The organism is Streptomyces sp. LN549, from assembly GCF_043203805.1.
GTDB lineage: Bacteria > Actinomycetota > Actinomycetes > Streptomycetales > Streptomycetaceae > Streptomyces.
This window is the reverse complement of the sequence record NZ_JAZHRI010000002.1, coordinates 3,007,172-3,022,613: the sequence shown is the minus strand read 5'-3', so window position 1 is coordinate 3,022,613 and position 15,442 is coordinate 3,007,172. Positions and strand designations below refer to the sequence as shown.

Below are 15,442 nucleotides of genomic sequence, written 5' to 3'. Positions count from 1 at the left end.
GGAGCGGGATGATTTCCGAGCCGGAGATGGCGGGGGAGTTCGGCGCGTCCGCCGAACGTGAAGTGCTGGACCATTCCGGCCCGCAGGCGGCGGGAGACCGCCCGCCGCGAGCTCCCAGGCCGCAGGCCCGGTGGTTGTGGGCGCTCGGCGGGGCCGTGGTCGCGTCGGCTGTGTGGGGGGCGGTGCTGTTCGCGGACGGACCGCGTGACGGGGCGCCCGACATGCACGGATACCGGTTGGGCCAGGACCCCTGCGGGGCCGTCCGACTGAAGTCGATCGGGGCGGCGATCTCGCCGAGGGCGCCCGGGACCCGCTTCGAAGCGGGGATGCTCCGTCATGACGCTCTCGACCAGGCCCAGTGCTACATCCCCTTGCGGGCAGAGAGCGAACAGCAGCGGTCGGACAAGGGCTGGAACGTCAGCTACACCGTCACGATCAAGGTGGCGCTGCACAAGAAGACCGACCCGCGCGTCGAGTTCGAGGCGGGGCGGACCGCGACCGAACTCGGTGTGGACCCGGAGACGGAGGTGGAAGTGGTGCCGGGACTCGGTGACAAGGCGTACCTGCTCTCCTTGGAGGGTGGGGAGCAGGAGTTGCGGGTGCTGGACGGCGGGGCGGTCCTCTCTCTGGGCATCACGTCCTCCCTCAATTGGCAGGACGATGGCCAGGCGCCTGATGACGCGGGGAAACTGCCAGATCTGGCCCCCCACAAAGCCGCCATGATCAGCGACATGCGCGACCTGATGTCCGACCTCAAGAGCTGAAGCCCCGCTCACCCACCGCACCGAACCTCCACGTCAGCATCGCGAAGCCCCCTTCGTCCGCCGCGCCCGCCGAGCGGTACGTCGCCTGCGCGGCCTCGTTGTCGAGGTCCACGCCGACCCACATGTCGTAACAGCCCCGCTCCTCGGCCACCGCCGCCAGCGCCCGCGTCAGTGCGCGGCCGATGCCCCGGCGGCGGTAGGGCGCGTCGACGGCGAGTTCGTACAGGCACATCTCCGTGCCCTTGTCCGGATGCAGCATCTCGATGCCGGACACGAAGCCCGCCGGTACGCCGGCCACGTACGCGATCACCATCAGGTGGCCGTCCGCGGCGAGGAAGCGGGCCGCCCATTCCGCGCGCGCCGGACCGTCGTAGAGGTGCTGGGCCGCTTCGAGTTCGGCGACGGTCGTGGCGCGCCGGATTTCCACCGGGTTGTCCATGGAACGCCTTTCGGGGGTCGGGCCGCGGGCCGCGCGGCGGGCATACCGCGAGCGGAGTACGCCGGGGGAGTGCCGTACGCCTTGAGGAGGCCGGACACTTCCGCCTGACGGCAGCGTAGGCGGGGCAGCGGTCCGCTTAGGCTCGACACCATGGAGACCCCTATTGCGCGTACGCCCAGGTGGCGGCGTCTGCTGCCCCGCTCCCGAAGCCGGTGGGCGGCGGGTGTCGCCGCGCTCGTCGTGCTGGCCGGTGCGGGCACCTGGACCGCCGTGGCCGACGACAGCGCGCCGGCCGTGCACCGGCAGGACCGGATGATGCGCGTCGACGGGGTGTCCGTCGACACCTCGTACTTCACCACCGGCGGCACACAGCGCCGGCCCGCCGTCCTCATCGGCCACGGCTTCGGCGGCAGCAAGGACGAGACGCGCGCCCAGGCCGAGCAGTTGGCCGCCGACGGGTATGCCGTCATGACCTGGTCCGCGCGCGGGTTCGGGAAGTCCGGGGGCAGGATCGGACTCAACGCACCCGACGGCGAGGTCAAGGACGTCTCCCGGCTCATCGACTGGCTCGCCGCCCGCCCCGAGGTGCAGCTCGACGGCAAGGGCGACCCGCGCGTCGGCGTCACCGGCGCCTCCTACGGCGGAGCCGTCTCGCTCCTCGCCGCCGGGTACGACCAGCGCGTCGACGCCATCGCCCCGGAGATCACGTACTGGAACCTCGCCGACGCGCTCTTCCCCGACGGGGTGTTCAAGAAGCTGTGGGCCGGCATCTTCGTCACCACCGGCGGCGGCTGCGGGAACTTCGAGAAGCAGCTCTGTGACATGTACGAACGCGTCGCCGTCAGCGGGAAGCCGGACGCTGCCGCGCGTGCCCTGCTCGCCGAGCGGTCCCCGAGCGCCGTCGCCGACCGCATCAAGGTGCCCGCGCTCATCGTGCAGGGACAGACCGACTCCCTCTTCCCGCTGGGCCAGGCCGACGCCATGGCCAAGGCCGTCAGGGCCAATGGCGCACCCGTCGCCGTCGACTGGATCGCCGGCGGACACGACGGTGGCGACATGGAGACCGGCCGGGTGCAGAAGCGGGTCGGGGACTGGTTCGACCGGTATCTGAAGGGGGACGAGGGCGCCGACACCGGCCCCGCCTTCCGCGTCACCCGGACCGGCGGCATCGACTCCACCGACGGGGCCGCCCTCACCCGCGGCGCGAGCAGCGACACCTACCCCGGGCTGCACAGCGGCCCGCAGAGCATCGAAATGCGAGGCGGCACGCAGAAGTTCAGCAACCCCGCCGGAGCCAACCCGCCCGCCATCTCCGCCGTTCCCGGTGTCGGCGGCGGCCTCGCCCAGCTCTCCACGCTCGGCGTCGGGCTCTCCATCGACTTCCCCGGGCAGCACGCCACGTTCGACTCCGCCCCGCTGGCGGCCTCGCGGCGCATCACCGGCTCCCCGACCGTCCGCGTGAACGTGAAGGCGGGACAGGGCGACGTGGTTCTCTTCGGCAAGGTGTACGACGTCTCGCCGGACGGGAAGCAGCAGGTGCTCCCCTCCCAGCTCGTCGCCCCCTACCGGATCACCCCCGAGCAGCAGGGCAAGCCGCTTGAGCTGACGCTGCCCGCCGTCGACCACGAACTCGACTCCGGACACCGGCTCCGGCTCGTGCTGGCCGCCACCGACCTCGGCTACTCGTCCCCGGCCGCGCCGACCACGTACACCGTCTCCCTCGACGGACCGCTGACCATCCCCACCGCGCCCGGCCTGAAGACCGCTGCTGCCACGCTCCCCTGGTGGACCTGGGGGCTGCCGGCCGCCGCTGTCGTGATCGCCGCGGCCCTCCTGCTCACCGCCCGGCGCCGTACCGCCACACCCGCCCCGGACCCCGCACTCGCCGACGTACCCCTGCAGATCACCGGCCTGTCGAAGAAGTACGCCAGGTCCGCCGACCGGTACGCGGTCAAGGAGTTGTCGTTCCGCGTCGAGAAGGGGCAGGTGCTCGGGCTCCTCGGGCCGAACGGCGCGGGCAAGACCACCACGCTGCGCATGCTCATGGGGCTCATCACGCCCGACGACGGCGAGATCCGCGTCTTCGGACAGGCCATCCGGCCCGGTGCGCCCGTGCTGTCCCGCGTCGGGTCCTTCGTGGAAGGGGCCGGCTTCCTTCCGCACCTGTCCGGCCGCGCCAACCTGGAGCTCTACTGGCAGGCCACCGGACGGCCCACCGAGGACTCGCACATCGAGGAGGCCCTGGAGATCGCCGGGCTCGGCGACGCACTGGCCAGGGCCGTGCGTACGTACTCGCAGGGCATGCGGCAACGCCTCGCCATCGCCCAGGCCATGCTCGGGATGCCGGACCTCCTGATCCTCGACGAGCCGACCAACGGGCTCGACCCGCCCCAGATCCGCGAGATGCGGGACGTGATGATCCGGTACGCGGCCGGCGGCCGTACCGTCATCGTCTCCAGCCACCTCCTGTCCGAGGTCGAGCAGTCCTGCACCCACCTGGTGGTCATGGACCGCGGCCGGCTCGTCCAGGCCGGTCCCGTCGCCGAGATCACCGGCTCCGGCGACATGGTGCTGGTCACGTCCGCCGAGGAGATCACCGAACCGCTCGTCGAGAAGATCGCCGCCCTCGCGGGGATCGGCTCCGCCGTCCGTACCGATGACGCGCACGGGCTGCTCGTCCGGCTCGACGGCGCCACCTCGCCGCAGCTCGTCACCGAACTGGTGCGCCTGGACGTTCCGTTGACCGGTGTCGGACCGCACCGCCGCCTGGAGGACGCGTTCCTCACCCTGATCTCCGGAGGCTCCGCATGAGTACCGCAGCCGAAGTCGCCGAAGCCCCCGAGGCGCCCGGATACCGCGCCCGGCGCACCCTTCCGCTGCGCGTGGAGGCCGTACGCCAGCTGCGCAGGCGGCGCACCCTGCTCATGGGCGGGGTGCTGGGCGCGCTTCCGTTCATCCTGATCATCGCGTTCGCGATCGGCGGCACCCCGGACGGCGGGCCCGGGGGAGGCGACCGGCTCACCCTGATGGACACCGCGACCGCGTCCGCGGCCAACTTCGCGGCGACCTGCCTGTTCGTCTCGGCCGGCTTCCTGCTGGTGGTCCCGGTGGCGCTGTTCTGCGGCGACACGGTGGCCTCCGAGGCCAGCTGGTCCTCGCTGCGCTACCTGCTGGCGGCGCCCGTGCCCCGGGCCAGGCTGCTGTGGAGCAAGCTCGTCGTGGCGCTCGGCTTCAGCCTTGCCGCGATGGTGCTGCTCCCGCTCGTCGCGCTGGCCGCGGGAGCAGCCGCGTACGGCTGGGGACCGCTCGAACTGCCCACCGGGGGCGCGCTCGCGACCGGGGACACCGTGCCCAGGATCGCGCTCGTCGTCGCCTTCATCTTCGTGTCGCAACTCGTCACCGCGGGGCTGGCGTTCTGGCTGTCGACGAAGACGGACGCCCCGCTCGGCGCGGTCGGCGGGGCGGTCGGACTTACCATCGTCGGCAACGTGCTGGACGCGGTCACCGCGCTCGGCTCCTGGCGCGACTTCCTGCCCGCCCACTGGCAGTTCGCGTGGGCCGACGCGCTCCAGCCCGACCTGGAGTGGGCCGGCATGGCGAAGGGCGCGGCCATCTCGGTGACGTATGCCCTGATCCTGTTCGCCTTCGCCTTCCGGGGGTTCAGTCGTAAGGACATCGTTTCCTGACCTTGACATTCCGCCGGAACACCGTCCGTCGTTGCCGCATCGAGATCGTTCCGCAACTTCTTCGACGGCTCCGACGCCCCCGCTCGCGCGTCACATTCACAAGTGGTGACACGACGACACGGGGGGACGAAAGATGGAACGCCGGACACGGATGTACCGAGGCGCAGTGGGTCTGTTCCTCGTAGGGGGCGTACTGCTCACGGGCTGCTCGGGTGGGACGACCCACGACACGAGTACGGCCGAGAGCGGCAAACGGGCGCCCGCGCCCGCACCTGCCGCCACGGGCGGGGCGGCAGGTGCGGGCGGGGCGGCCGAGGACGCGGCGAAGCCGGCGGACGGCGCGGAGAAGTCGGACGAGCTGAGAGAGGCCGCTCCGCCCGACTACCTCTCCACCTTCGCGCTGGACGTGGACACCGCCTCGTACGGCTACGCGCGCCGCACCCTCGCCGACGGCAGGCTGCCGGGCCCGGAGACCGTACGGCCCGAGGAGTTCGTCAACAGCTTCCGCCAGGGCTACCAGCGCCCGGACGGCAACGGCTTCACCGTCTCCGTCGACGGGGCACGGGCCGGCGGCGAGGACGGCGACTGGTCGCTGGTACGGGTCGGCCTGGCCACCAGGGCCGCGCCCGGCAACGCCGAACGGCCGCCCGCCGCTCTCACCTTCGTCGTCGACATCTCCGGATCGATGGCGTCGTCCGACCGTCTCGGCCTGGTGAAGACGTCACTCGGCACCCTCACCGACGAGCTCCGCGACGACGACTCGGTCTCCCTGGTCACCTTCAGCGACGAGGCGAAGACCGTACTGCCGATGACCCGGCTGCGGGACCACCGGGGGAAGATCCACGACGCCGTCGACTCCATGGAACCCGCCGACTCCACCAACGTGGGGGCAGGGGTCCGGCGCGGCTACGAGGAAGCCGTCAAGGGCCACCGCAAGGGCGCCAACAACCGCGTCGTCCTGCTCTCCGACGCACTCGCCAACACCGGTGAGACCGACGCCGACGCGATCCTCGAACGGATCGACTCGGCCCGCCGCGAGTACGGCATCACCCTCTTCGGGGTCGGGGTCGGCAGCGACTACGGCGACGCGCTGATGGAACGGCTCACCAACAAGGGCGACGGTCACACCACCTACATCGCCGACGAGGAACAGGCCCGCAAGGTCTTCGTCGACCAGTTGCCCGCACACATCGAACTCACGGCGCGGGATGCGAAGGCGCAGGTCGCCTTCGATCCGAAGACCGTGGAGAAGTTCAAACTGATCGGGTACGAGGACCGCAAGGTCGCCGACGACGACTTCCGCGACGACAGCGTGGACGGCGGCGAGATCGGCCCCGGACACACGGTGACGGCGCTCTACGCCGTACGCCTGCGGGACGGAGCCTCGGGCCATGTCGCCACCGCGACCGTGCGCTGGCTGGACCCCAGGACCCGGGCGGCGCAGGAGCGGACAGGATCGGTCGAGACCGGCGCGATCGACGGCAGGCTGTGGGGCGGCAGCAGCACCAGGCTCCAGGTGACGGCCGTGGCAGCCTACTTCGCGGACAACCTGCGCGGCGGTGAGCTCCCGGGAGCCCCCTCGCTCGCCGCACTCGCCTCCAGGGCGAAGGAGCTGGCCGCCGTCACTGAGGACGACTCGGTGGAGAAGCTGGCCACCGCCATCGGCCGGGCGGACCAGCTCAAGGGCGGCCACGAGGACACCGGAACGCGCACAGGAGAGGGCGAGATGGACTGACAGCTCGGCCGCCACCCTGAGGGGCGGCTCGCACATCCTTGCGGAATCGGGCTGTGCGAGCCGCTCAGCCGAGCCATGATGGGCCCGTGGCCTCCCTGTTCCTGACCCTCGCCGTGATCACGACCGGCCTCTACGCCGGCTTCATGCTGACGTTCCTCCTCGCGGTGATGCCCGGTCTGGCCGCACTGCCGGACGACCGGTTCACCGCCGCGATGCGCCGCTTCAACGAGAAGGTCCCCGGACCGGTCTTCCTCGTCCTCTTCCTCGGGGTGATCGCCTTCCCGGCCGTCGTGACCTTCACCGAGAACGGCGAGCACGAGTGGCCGCTGGTGGCCGTGGCACTGGCGTGCGCCGTCGTCTCCCACGTCGTGACGATCGCCGGCAATATTCCGCTGAACAAGGCGCTCGCCGAGTCCGAAGGCGGCGACGACAGCGCGGCACGCGTCGCGTTCGAAGCCCGCTGGAACGCCTTCCACCGCTTCCGGACCGCACTCTCGCTCGCCGCCTTCGTCCTGCTGGCCGCCGCCGCGCACTGATCCTTCCGGGTCTGCGGCCTCCCTCCGCCGCCTGCTGGACACCTGGCGCACGCCGGGCGGTCCGGCGATTACCATTCCGCTGAATTGGTCACCCCACAGGGGACATTGACTGCGATCACTGCCTGTGGGGGGCGGCATGGTTATGCGGTTCGGTCTGCTCGGCCCGGTACTCCTCCACGACGGCGCACGCGCCGCCGGAGTGAGCAGCCCCAAGGGGAGAGTGCTGCTCGCCGCCCTGCTGCTCCAGGCCAATCGGCCGGTCGCGCTGGAGCACCTCAGGACCGCCCTCTGGGGTGAGCACCCGCCCGCCGGCGCCCAAGCGGCGCTGCCCAATCACGTGACCCGGCTCCGGCGGCTCCTCGCCCTGGCCGACGGCGGAGCGTCGAGCCCGGAACGTTCTTCTTCGCTGCTGGTGCATGGTGGTCTCTCCTCGTCGACGACAGTGATCGCGGCAACGGGCCGGCCGGCCGGCTACCAGCGGTACAGGGCCCACACCTGGTTCCAGTTGTTGTCGTCGGCGTTCTTGTGGTTCCACTGGACGACGTCCGTGCCGTTGTTCAGGTCCGAGTACGGGACGTCCATGACGAGCCAACTGGCGTTGTTCCAGAGGGCACCCTCGTTCGCGACCTTGTCGTTCTGGCCGAAGGACCACTGCTGGCTCGCGCCCCCGTGGCAGTCCCAGACCCGGATCGGTGCCCCCGGGTCGGTGCGCCAGTCCGCGGCCTCCAGGCACTTGCCGCTCTCGGCGTTCACCAGGGTGGTCCCGGCGCTCTTGTTCAGGTCGTCGAGGTACCAGCGCTGGTTCAGGCCGTCGTTGCAGTCCCACTGCTGGGCCACGGCGCCGTTGTAGTCCTGACCGCCGGGGATCTCCAGGCACTTGCCGCTGTTGGTGTTGACGACCTCGAAGTAGCCGTAGTCCGTCGCGGCGGATGCGGGGGAGGCGGCCAGTCCCATCAGCAGCCCGGTGGCGCCTGCGGCCGCAACTGCGGCACGTCGAACCGACCTCATCACGTTCGTCTGCACGGTCCACCCGATTCATCTCGCGGGACCGCACCGTGCGGCCCCGATGCGGCGATCCTGGGGTGGGCCCTTAACCGTTGCTTATCCGTTCGATACCCGGGCCGTCCCGCCGCAGGTGAAGCGGTGTGCCACGCAGAAGACCGGTCCGGATTCCAGGGGAGTCCGGACCGGCCGTCCTGCCGCACACCTCACGCCAGGTGGAACACCTCGGTGAGCGGCACCATGGCGTCGTCCGCCGCCTCCGACTGCTCGAAGAAGTCCGCCATGTCACGCTGCCACCGCTCGTTCACCTCGGTCGTGGCCATCGCCTTGCGGGCCGCGTCGAAGTCCTCCGTCTCCAGATAGCCGACGAGCAGCCCGTCCTCGCGCAGGAAGAGCGAGTAGTTGTGCCAGCCCGCCGCGGAGAGCGCGGCGAGCATCTCCGGCCAGACGGCGGCATGACGCTCGCGGTACTCGTCGATGCGGTCCTTGCGTACGTTCAGCAGAAAACAGACGCGCTGCATGATCGGGACTCCCGGACGGTGGGCGCGCCGGTGCGAGGCCGCAGGGCGCACGGACTGAAGGGTCGGCTGAGAGATTGACTGAAAGGTTTCAATCAGGCTCGTCGAAAGCTAGACGGATCTTGTGTGCGCGGTCAATGGGGCGCCGCGGCGGGCAGCGGGAGTGCGGTCGACGGGGCCGGGTCGGGCGCGTGGTGGCTCTTACGCCACCACTACGCTCCGCTCGCTAGCGTGCCTCCGGCCCACGGAAAAGGCCCTCCGGTCGGAGGGCCCCATGGTTGTGCGGCTGTGCGCCCCCGGCAGGACTCGAACCTGCGGCCAAGCGCTTAGAAGGCGCCTGCTCTATCCACTGAGCTACGGGGGCCGGGTGTTGGCCGCGGTGGCCTGGAGCCCTGGGACCCGGGCGGTCCGTGACCTTGCCGGGACAAGGATAGGGCTCCGATTGACTTGGCCCGGTTGCTTCACCTGCGTGGCACGATGTGGAGGTTCGGTGAAGCGAGACGATAATCGCAGGTAGGTGCGATTCACGCATCGCTTTTGGCGCCTCACGCGCCGGGTGTTGTGCACTCGTTATGCCTGCGCCCCACTCGTCCCCTCTGTCCGGACGGAGGAACCGGCGCGCAGAGGTGGCTATACGCTTCAAAAAGGCGCCAAAATTGGGCATTCTTCGCATGTGGTGACCTTGGACGTACGGCCTCAGCTCATCGACGCACTTTCCGCCCTGCGCGACCGTGTCGCTGCCGTGCGTCTTCCACTCCCGCTCCCAGGAGCTCCACGCGCCCGGCAGACCAGGATCGAACTGCTCGCCCAGCTCGACGACTACCTCCTGCCCCGGCTCAAGGACCCCGAGGCACCCCTGCTCGCGGTCATCGGCGGATCCACCGGCGCCGGCAAGTCGACGCTCGTCAACTCCCTCGTCGGACGCCGGGTCAGCGAAGCCGGAGTGCTGCGGCCGACCACGCGGACACCCGTGCTCGTCTGCCATCCGGACGATCACCACTGGTTCGCAGGGATCCGGGTGCTGCCGCAGCTCACCCGGGTCTGGCTGCCGCCCGAGGAGTCCGCCGACCCCGGCCAGTGCGACGACCTCGACGGACTCGACGGGAGCGCGGCCGAGGAAGGGACCGCGCTGCGCGTCGAGACCGCCGCCGGACTGCCGCGCGGCCTCGCCCTGCTGGACGCCCCCGACATCGACTCGCTCGTCGTACGCAACCGCGTCCTGGCCGCCGAACTCATCTGTGCGGCAGACATCTGGGTCATGGTGACCACCGCCTCCCGCTACGCCGACGCCGTGCCGTGGCATCTGCTGCGTACGGCCAAGGAGTACGACGCCTCCCTCGTCACCGTCCTCGACCGGGTGCCGCACCAGGTGATCGCCGAGGTGTCACGGCAGTACGGCGCGCTGCTCACCAAGGCCGGACTCGGCGAGGTGCCGCGCTTCACCATCCCCGAACTGCCCGAATCGGCCGGCGGCGGCAGCGGACTGCTGCCCACCACCGCCGTCGCTCCGCTGCGCGCCTGGCTCACCCACCGCGCGCAGGACCCGGCGGCCCGTCAGCAGGCGGTCGGGCGGACGGCGGCCGGGGTCATCGACTCCCTCAACGTCCGGATGCCGGCCCTGGCCGGAGCCGTCGCGGCGCAGTACGCGGCCGCCGTCCGGCTGACCGGTGTGGTGGAGGACGCGTACGGCAAGGAGGGCGCACGCGTCCGGCGGCGGCTCCAGAACGGCGGCGCGCTCGCCGGGGACGCCCGGACCCGGTGGCGCGGCTACCCCCTCTACAGCACCTCGCAGGAGGTGCTCGACGCGCTCGTGGACTCCCTCGCCGCGCTCCTGGAGTGCGCGGTGGCCGCCGCCGACGAAACGATCCGTACGACCTGGCGGCGAGAGCCCGCAGCAGCCGACCTGGGCTTCGAGGCGGCAGACCGGGAAGTCGGCGGCTGGGGGCCCGCCGAGGACATCCGGGGCCGGATCGCCATGACCGTACGGCGGTGGCGCCGGGTCCTGGAGGAACTGGCCGAGGAGGAGGTGCGCCTCATGGAACGCAACACCGCGCCCGACACCGAGACCGTCGCCACCCTCCTCGCCGCAGCGCTTCTCGGCGGACGCCGGGCCCGTACCGCCGGAGAGCAACTGGCCGAACGCATCGGCGTCCAGGGCGCCCTGCGGCTGCGCGACAAGGGGGGCGCGCTGCTCACCACCTACCTCGACCAGGTGCTCGGCGGTGAACGCGACCGCCGGCTCGCCCCGCTGGACGCGCTCGACGTGGCCCCCGAACCGCAGGCCGAACTGATCGCCGCGCTGTCCGTACTGCAGAAGGAGAGGTGGCAGCGATGACTGCCGTCACTGACGAAGGTTCGGGACAGAGCAGGGGACGGACCCGGGCCCCGGAGCCGGAACCCGGGCGGAGCCCGGACGGCGGAGCCGCCCCCGGCGAGAACCCCGGTCACGACCAGGGCAGGCCGCCCGGCGGCTGGGACGACGGACTCATCGCCCGCCGGGCCGCCACCGCCAGCGACGAGGCCGCTCCCGACGAGACCCGGGTGGCGGACCCGGCGGACGACGTACGGCCCCAGGTCGAGGCGTACGTCTCCTCCGGCAGCCCGCTCAGCCCGCGCCTGGACGCGCTGCGCGAACTCGTCGGCCTCTCCAGGGCCCGGCTCGACCGGACCGCCCTCGCCGAGGCGGGCCGGGTCCTGGACGAGGCCGCGGCCCGGCAGCGGCTCTCCTCCCGCCACACCGTCGTCGCCATCGCCGGAGCGAGCGGCAGCGGCAAATCGACCCTCTTCAACTCCCTCGCGGGCACCCAGATCTCCGAAACCGGACTCCGCAGGCCCACCACCGCCGCACCCATCGCCTGCTCCTGGACGGACGGTGCTGCGGGGCTGCTGGACCGGCTCGCGATCCCCGGACGGCTCAGGCGCAGGCCGCAGGCCGGCGGCACGGCGGCCGACGAGGCGCTCCAGGGCCTCGTCCTGGTCGATCTGCCCGACCACGACTCGGCGGCGGCCGGGCACCGCGACCAGGTGGACCGGGTGCTGGCGCTCGTCGACGCGGTGATCTGGGTGGTGGACCCGGAGAAGTACGCGGACGCCGCCCTGCACGAGCGCTATCTGCGGCCCCTGGCCGGACACGCGGAGGTCACCTTCGTGGTCCTCAACCAGATCGACCGGCTGCCCGGCGAGGCCGCCGACCAGGTCCTGGACGACCTGCGCCGGCTCCTCGACGAGGACGGCATGGCGCTGGGCGAACACGGCGAACCCGGCGCCACCGTCCTGTCCCTGTCCGCGCTCACCGGCAACGGAGTGGGCGAACTGCGTGAGCTGCTCGGCCGGTTCGTCCAGGACCGCACGGCGGCCACCCGCCGGCTCTCGGCCGATGTGGACGCCGCTGCGGACCGGCTCCGCCCGGTGTACGTCGCCGAGGGGCGGCCGGGACTGGGGGAGGAGGCCCGGGAGGAGTTCACCGACCGGCTCGCGGAGGCCGTCGGCGCAGCCGCCGCCGGACAGGCCGCCGAACGCGAATGGCGCCGTAACGCCGGACGGGCGTGCGGGACGCCGTGGCTGAGGCTGTGGCGCTGGTACGAGTCCACGCGGCAGCCCGGCGGCCTGGACCGTGGGGGACTCACCGCGCCGCCCGAGGAGCAGCTCACCGCACGCCAGCGGGTCGAACAGGCGGTGCGCACGGTGGCCGACGACGCCGCCGACGGGCTGCCGGGACCCTGGGCGCAGGCGGTGCGCGAGGCCGCGGTGCAAGGGGCGCAGGGACTGCCCGAGGCGCTCGACGAACTGGCCGGGCGGGCCATGGGGGTGGGGACGGAGGGCCGGGACACGGACACGGACTCCGGCGTCGGCGGCACGGCCGGTGCCGGGACCGGCGTTCGGGGCGGTGCGGACCAGGGGCACGCGGGCCGCGGTGCGAAGCCCCCGAGGCCGGCATGGTGGCCGGCCGCCGTACTGGCCCAGGTGGCGATGACGCTGCTGCAGATCTTCGGCGGTCTTTGGCTGGCCGGCCAGATCATCGGCGTACTGGAGCCGGGGCTGTTGACGCCTGCTCTGGTGATGCTGGCGGGCATCATCGGCGGCCCGCTGGTGGAGTGGTCGTGCGCGGCGGCGGCCCGGGGGCCCGCGCGACGGTACGGCCAGGAGGCCGAGCGCAGGCTGCGCGAGGCGGCAGCGGCCTGCGGGCGGGCCAGGGTCCTCGATCCGGTGGCGGCGGAACTGGTGCGCTACCGGGAGGTGCGCGAGCGTTTCGTGGCGGTGACGGAGTTTTCCACAACGGGCCGTTAGTCCACAGGCCGCAGCAGGAATTCCGCCTCCCCTTCAGCATGGGATCAGTGACCGGACGCAAGAGTGCGGTCACCGATTTCCGGACCGAAGGGGAGGCGGAGTCATGAACGAGACCTTGGTGACGCTGGTGGGAAACGCCGCGACCGGCGTGGAGTTCCGGGAGACCGCGGGCGGGGGAATGGCGCGCTTCCGGTTCGCGGTGACGCCGCGGCGGTGGGACCGGGAGAAACAGCTCTGGACGGACGGGCACACCAGCTTCTACACCGTGTGGGCCTGGCGCACCCTGGCGTCGAATCTCTCGGGTTCGGTGGCCGTGGGGGAGCCGTTGGTGGTGCACGGCAGGCTGAAGGTGCGCGAGGAGGAACGGGAGGGGCAGCGCCGGACCTTCGTGGACATCGAGGCGGTGGCGGTGGGACACGATCTGACCCGGGGGACGTCGGCGTTCCGGCGCGTGGTCAGGGGCGATCCGGCGCTGACGGCGCGGACCGGCGGCCGGGAGGCCGGCGAGCCGGACCGATGGGCCGTACGGGACCGTCCGGCGGACCGGGAACAGCCCGCGGAGCGGGCGGAACCACGGGATGCGGAACGTGAGCCGACAGCGGCCGGCCGGGCGAAACGCCCCGCCACACGGCGCCGGACGGTACGTCAGGAAGGCCATCCGGAACTGGTGTCGGTGCCCTGACGGACCACTCGTGGGAGGAGGGCGACGACTGCATGGCGACCCGAGTCCCCTCCCGCTCCGAGACGTTGGCCGGGATAACGATTCCGATTCGGAATGGTTGTCGGACGGTATGACGGGGGACTGTGCTTCGCTCGGTCCTTAGGATTCCTCAGTACTCACAGGGCACTTGAGTGGGCTGGCGGGACATTACCCACACGCGTACCGGACGCGAGGGTCTCGCCCGGAGGGGAATTCTGTGTTTTCTGTTTCTTCAGCGACTACCTCGTCATCCACGACGACGGCAGGCCCTCGACGAACCCGGGGCATAGCCCGGCTGGCCGCCTCGGTGGTGGCATCAGGTCTGGTCGTGGCCGGCGTCCTCACCGGCGCGGGCGGCGCGGTCGCCGACGAGGCACCCCCGCACCAGGGCGGCGCGACCGCGGTCCTGGACGGGCTGAAGACCTTCGGCAGCGCGACCCTGCACACGGACGGCGAGGACCAGAAGCTGCCGGCCGGGCTCTTCGAGATGACCGTCGACGGCGGCGGCACGTTCAAGACGTACTGCATCGACATCCACAACCCCACCCAGGACCAGGCGAAGTACCTGGAGACCCCCTGGGACCAGACCTCGCTCGGCACGAACAAGAACGCCGGCAAGATCCGCTGGATCCTGGAGCACTCCTACCCGCAGATAGACGACCTGCCGGCGCTCGCCGAGAAGGCCGGCACCGGCCCGCTCACCGAGCGGACAGCGGCTGCCGGCACCCAGGTCGCCATCTGGCGCTACTCGGACGACGCCGACGTCGAGGCATCCGACCCCCAGGCGGAGAAGCTCGCCGACTGGCTGGAGACGACTGCCACCGACAGCGCCGAGCCCAAGGCGTCCCTCGCCCTGGACCCGGTCGCGGTGTCCGGCCGCTCCGGTCAGCGCGTCGGCCCCGTCACGGTCCGCACCAACGCCGGCCAGGTCTCCGTGACCCCGCCCGCCGACTCCGCCAGCGGCGTGAGGATCACCGACAAGAAGGGCAAGGCCGTCACCACGGCGGTCAACGGCTCCGAGCTCTACTTCGACATCCCGGCAGGCGCCGCCGACGGCACCGCCTCCCTGACCGTCCAGGCCACCACCTCGGTCCCCGTCGGCCGGGCCTTCGCCGGCGCCACCAAGAGCCAGACCCAGATCCTGGCCGGCTCCAGCGAGTCCACGGTCTCCGCCGGCGCCACCGCGACATGGGCAGGCAAGGGCGCGATCCCGGCGGTCACCGCGAAGAAGAACTGCGCCAAGGGCGGCGTGGACGTCACCGCGAGCAACAAGGGTGACGAGGCGTTCACCTACGAACTGGCCGGGGCGGAGCACACCGTCGAGCCCGGCAAGTCGCAGACGGTGACCGTGCCGGTCGCCGAGGACCAGGCGTACGACGTCACGGTCACCGGCCCGGACGGGTTCAGCCGCACCTTCAAGGGCGTCCTGGACTGCAAGACCACCGGCAGCGGCACCGACGGCCTCACCACCCAGACCGCCGAACAGCCCACCACGACCACCGCCACGGCCGGCGGCAGCACGGCGGGCGCCGAGGGCAACCTCGCCGAGACCGGCAGCTCCAACGCCACCCCGATCATCGCGGGCATCGCGATCGCCCTGGTCGTCATCGGCGGCGGCGCGGTCTTCATCCTCCGCCGGCGCAAGGGCCAGTCCGCGGCCGAGTAACGCGCGGCAGGCGCAAGGGCCTTCACGTCCCGCTCACGACCCCGGTACGGCTTCGGCCGGCCGGGGTCGTGGTGTACCGCGGCCGGGATCACCTCGTTCGCGACGGGGA

Annotated in this window: 12 protein-coding genes, 1 tRNA gene and 1 pseudogene; 10 read left to right on the top strand and 4 right to left on the bottom strand. The window is 71.7% G+C overall.

Annotated features, from left to right (window positions below):
• Window positions 1-8: 8 nt before the first annotated feature.
• Window positions 9-764, top strand: a complete 756-nt coding sequence (locus SH922_RS13480; RefSeq protein ID WP_393058199.1) for a hypothetical protein — start codon at window positions 9-11, stop codon at window positions 762-764.
• Here SH922_RS13480 and SH922_RS13475 read toward each other — a convergent pair.
• On the bottom strand, window positions 754-1,191 hold the full coding sequence (locus SH922_RS13475; protein WP_393063555.1) for a GNAT family N-acetyltransferase: 438 nt from the start codon (window positions 1,189-1,191) through the stop codon (window positions 754-756). The two genes, SH922_RS13480 and SH922_RS13475, sit on opposite strands and share 11 nt — an antisense overlap.
• A gap of 162 nt (window positions 1,192-1,353) precedes the next feature.
• Between SH922_RS13475 and SH922_RS13470 the strand changes: the two genes are divergently transcribed.
• The 5 genes and pseudogenes from SH922_RS13470 to SH922_RS13450 all read left to right on the top strand — a co-directional run.
• Entirely contained in the window at window positions 1,354-4,014 is a 2,661-nt protein-coding gene (locus SH922_RS13470) for an alpha/beta fold hydrolase (RefSeq protein ID WP_393058198.1), read from the top strand.
• Complete coding sequence (locus SH922_RS13465) at window positions 4,011-4,889, top strand: ABC transporter permease (RefSeq protein ID WP_393058197.1); 879 nt, start codon at window positions 4,011-4,013, stop codon at window positions 4,887-4,889. Before SH922_RS13470 ends, SH922_RS13465 begins: the two co-directional genes overlap by 4 nt.
• Before the next feature lie 133 nt (window positions 4,890-5,022).
• Window positions 5,023-6,624 (top strand): von Willebrand factor type A domain-containing protein, encoded by a 1,602-nt coding sequence (locus SH922_RS13460; RefSeq protein WP_393058196.1) that lies wholly within the window; start codon window positions 5,023-5,025, stop codon window positions 6,622-6,624.
• A gap of 86 nt (window positions 6,625-6,710) precedes the next feature.
• Complete coding sequence (locus SH922_RS13455; protein ID WP_393058195.1) at window positions 6,711-7,160, top strand: DUF1772 domain-containing protein; 450 nt, start codon at window positions 6,711-6,713, stop codon at window positions 7,158-7,160.
• A 136-nt stretch (window positions 7,161-7,296) separates the two neighbouring features.
• A pseudogene (locus tag SH922_RS13450) lies at window positions 7,297-7,512 on the top strand (transcriptional regulator); the annotation flags it as partial.
• Between the two features lie 119 nt (window positions 7,513-7,631).
• Here the strand turns inward: SH922_RS13450 and SH922_RS13445 are convergent.
• From SH922_RS13445 to SH922_RS13435, 3 genes are all read right to left on the bottom strand, one after another.
• Entirely contained in the window at window positions 7,632-8,168 is a 537-nt protein-coding gene (locus SH922_RS13445) for an RICIN domain-containing protein (RefSeq protein WP_393058194.1), read from the bottom strand.
• Between the two features lie 200 nt (window positions 8,169-8,368).
• Complete coding sequence (locus SH922_RS13440) at window positions 8,369-8,683, bottom strand: L-rhamnose mutarotase (RefSeq protein ID WP_393058193.1); 315 nt, start codon at window positions 8,681-8,683, stop codon at window positions 8,369-8,371.
• Window positions 8,684-8,971: 288 nt separating this feature from the next.
• A tRNA-Arg gene (locus SH922_RS13435) sits at window positions 8,972-9,044 on the bottom strand.
• Between the two features lie 318 nt (window positions 9,045-9,362).
• On the opposite strand from SH922_RS13435, the gene SH922_RS13430 reads away from it, so the two are divergent.
• From SH922_RS13430 to SH922_RS13415, 4 genes are all read left to right on the top strand, one after another.
• A complete protein-coding gene (locus SH922_RS13430) occupies window positions 9,363-11,015 on the top strand; it encodes a dynamin family protein (protein WP_393063554.1) in 1,653 nt (550 codons plus the stop codon).
• Window positions 11,012-12,967: a GTPase gene (locus tag SH922_RS13425; protein WP_393058192.1), complete on the top strand. Its 1,956-nt coding sequence runs from the start codon at window positions 11,012-11,014 to the stop codon at window positions 12,965-12,967. The genes SH922_RS13430 and SH922_RS13425 overlap by 4 nt, the downstream gene beginning before the upstream one ends.
• 103 nt (window positions 12,968-13,070) lie before the next feature.
• Window positions 13,071-13,649: a single-stranded DNA-binding protein gene (locus SH922_RS13420; protein WP_393058191.1), complete on the top strand. Its 579-nt coding sequence runs from the start codon at window positions 13,071-13,073 to the stop codon at window positions 13,647-13,649.
• Between the two features lie 235 nt (window positions 13,650-13,884).
• Window positions 13,885-15,333 carry an LAETG motif-containing sortase-dependent surface protein gene (locus SH922_RS13415; protein ID WP_393058190.1) on the top strand — a complete coding sequence of 483 codons (1,449 nt, stop codon included), beginning with the start codon at window positions 13,885-13,887 and terminating at the stop codon, window positions 15,331-15,333.
• Window positions 15,334-15,442: the final 109 nt, after the last annotated feature.

Bases quoted from the DNA above. Each gene is read 5' to 3' on its own strand.
- SH922_RS13470 (WP_393058198.1), top strand. From the start codon at position 1,354: ATGGAGACCCCTATTGCGCGTACGCCCAGGTGGCGGCGTCTGCTGCCC.
- SH922_RS13420 (WP_393058191.1), top strand. From the start codon at position 13,071: ATGAACGAGACCTTGGTGACGCTGGTGGGAAACGCCGCGACCGGCGTG.
- SH922_RS13425 (WP_393058192.1), top strand. From the start codon at position 11,012: ATGACTGCCGTCACTGACGAAGGTTCGGGACAGAGCAGGGGACGGACC.
- SH922_RS13480 (WP_393058199.1), top strand. From the start codon at position 9: ATGATTTCCGAGCCGGAGATGGCGGGGGAGTTCGGCGCGTCCGCCGAA.
- SH922_RS13445 (WP_393058194.1), bottom strand. From the start codon at position 8,168: ATGAGGTCGGTTCGACGTGCCGCAGTTGCGGCCGCAGGCGCCACCGGG.
- SH922_RS13465 (WP_393058197.1), top strand. From the start codon at position 4,011: ATGAGTACCGCAGCCGAAGTCGCCGAAGCCCCCGAGGCGCCCGGATAC.
- SH922_RS13460 (WP_393058196.1), top strand. From the start codon at position 5,023: ATGGAACGCCGGACACGGATGTACCGAGGCGCAGTGGGTCTGTTCCTC.
- SH922_RS13440 (WP_393058193.1), bottom strand. From the start codon at position 8,683: ATGCAGCGCGTCTGTTTTCTGCTGAACGTACGCAAGGACCGCATCGAC.